This is a genomic window from Streptomyces albidochromogenes, assembly GCF_005981925.1.
In the GTDB taxonomy this organism is placed as follows: domain Bacteria; phylum Actinomycetota; class Actinomycetes; order Streptomycetales; family Streptomycetaceae; genus Streptomyces; species Streptomyces albidochromogenes.
This window is the reverse complement of the sequence record NZ_VBVX01000551.1, coordinates 1-2,087: the sequence shown is the minus strand read 5'-3', so window position 1 is coordinate 2,087 and position 2,087 is coordinate 1. Positions and strand designations below refer to the sequence as shown.

General features: G+C 71.8%; 1 protein-coding gene. It reads left to right on the top strand.

Going from position 1 to position 2,087, the window contains the following annotated elements; translation table 11 throughout:
• Positions 1–198 precede the first annotated feature (198 nt).
• Positions 199–2,049 carry a glycoside hydrolase family 3 protein gene (locus E2E34_RS33740; RefSeq protein ID WP_138905631.1) on the top strand — a complete coding sequence of 617 codons (1,851 nt, stop codon included), beginning with the start codon at positions 199–201 and terminating at the stop codon, positions 2,047–2,049.
• Positions 2,050–2,087: the final 38 nt, after the last annotated feature.

The following is a 2,087-nucleotide window of genomic DNA, read 5'->3' as shown; positions in this document are numbered from 1 at the left end:
CGCCCCCCGCTGCGGCCGTGAGCAGAGCCGCCGCTGCCGCGCCCCCCTCCGAATGCGCCAGTGGCGGCTCCCCTGTGCGGGGGGTCCGCGCCCCTTTGTGCTCCCGCACCCTTGACCTGGCAGTTACTTTCCGGATATCCGTGACTCCTTGGCAGTTTCCTTCAACTCCGTTGTTGAGTACGGCCGTAAGGAGCTCACGTGCACGACCACCGCACCTCCAGACGCACCCTGCTCACCGCGACCGCCGCCGCAGTGGCCGCGTCCGCCATCAGCGCCACCCCCGCCGCGGCCGCCTCCCCGGCCTCCCACGCCACCGTCGCCGGCGTCAGCGCCTCCACCCGCAGCCGTCTCAAGCGCCTCATCTCGCGCATGAGCCTGGAGGAGAAGGTCGGCCAGCTCTTCGTGATGCGGGCCTACGGCCACTCCGCGACCGAGCCCGACCAGGTCGACATCGACTCCAACCTGAAGGAAATGGGGGTCAGGACCGCCGCCGAACTCGTCGCGAAGTACCACGTCGGCGGCATCATCTACTTCGCCTGGGCGCACAACACCCGCGACCCCCACCAGATCGCCGACCTCTCCAACGGCATCCAGCGGGCCGGCCTCGCCCAGGACACCCCCGTCCCCCTGCTCATCTCCACCGACCAGGAGCACGGCATCGTCGCCCGTGTCGGCAAGCCCGCGACCCTCGTGCCGGGTGCCATGGCGCTCGGGGCCGGCGGGTCGCGCTCCGACGCGCGGAACGCGGCGCGGATCGCAGGGGTCGAACTCGCCGCCATGGGCGTCGTGCAGAACTACGCGCCGGTGGCGGACGTCAACGTCAACCCCGCGAACCCCGTCATCGGCGTACGTTCCTACGGGGCCGACCCGCAGGCGGTCGCGGGCATGGTCGCCGCGCAGGTCAAGGGCTACCAGGGCGCGGGGGTCGCCGCCACGGCCAAGCACTTCCCCGGGCACGGCGACACCAAGGACGACAGCCACTACTCCCTCCCGACGATCCATCACACGGCCGAGCAGTGGGAGGAGCTGGATGCCCCGCCGTTCCGGGCCGCCATCGCCGCCGGCATCGACTCGATCATGACCGCGCACATCGTCGTACCGGCACTCGACCCGGCACTCGATCCGGCGACGCTCTCCAAGCCGATTCTCACCGGCGTGCTGCGCGAGCGCCTCGGCTACGACGGGGTCGTGGTGACCGACTCCCTCGCCATGGCGGGCGTACGGCAGAAGTACGGCGACGACCGCGTGCCCGTCCTCGCCCTCCTCGCCGGCTGCGACCAGCTGCTGAACCCGCCGGACCTGCCCGTCGCCTGGAACGCCGTCCTCAAGGCGGTGCGCGACGGGGAGCTGAGCACGGCCCGGGTCGAGGAATCGATCCTGCGGATCCTGCTGCTCAAGGCCAAACTCGGCCTGTTCCGCGACCCGTACGTCTCCCACCGGGGCGTCGACCGGACCGTGGGCACCCGTGCCCACCTCGCCGCGGCCGACCGGATCGCCGAGGGGACGACCACCCTGCTCGCCAACGAGAGCGGACTGCTGCCGATCGGCCGCCGTACGCACCGGAACGTGCTCGTCGTCGGCGCGGACCCCGCCTCCCCCACCGCGACCACCGGACCGCCGACCACCGTCATCGCCAAGGCGTTCGACGCCCTCGGATTCGTCGCCACCGCACTGCCCACGGGAACGGCGCCGACCGCCGCGAAGATCAGGGAAGCGGTGGCGGCGGCGCAGGGCAAGGACGTGGTGGTCGTGGCGACGTACAACGTCTCGGCGACCAGTCCGCAGCGCACGCTCGTCCGCGAGCTGGCCGCGACGGGGGTGCCCGTCGTCGCGCTCGCGATCCGCAATCCGTACGACATCGCCCAGCTCGACGGGACCGGTTTCGGCGCGAGCGTCGCCGCGTACTCCTGGACCGATGTGGAGCTGCGCGCGGCCGTGCGCGCCATCGCCGGTCATACGACGCCCCGGGGGAAGCTGCCCGTCCCCATACAGCGCGCGGACGATCCGGCAAAGGTGCTTTATCCGCTCGGGTTCGGACTGACCTACTAGCCCGGGCGTCGGGCGTACGCCCCGATACGCCCCACCCG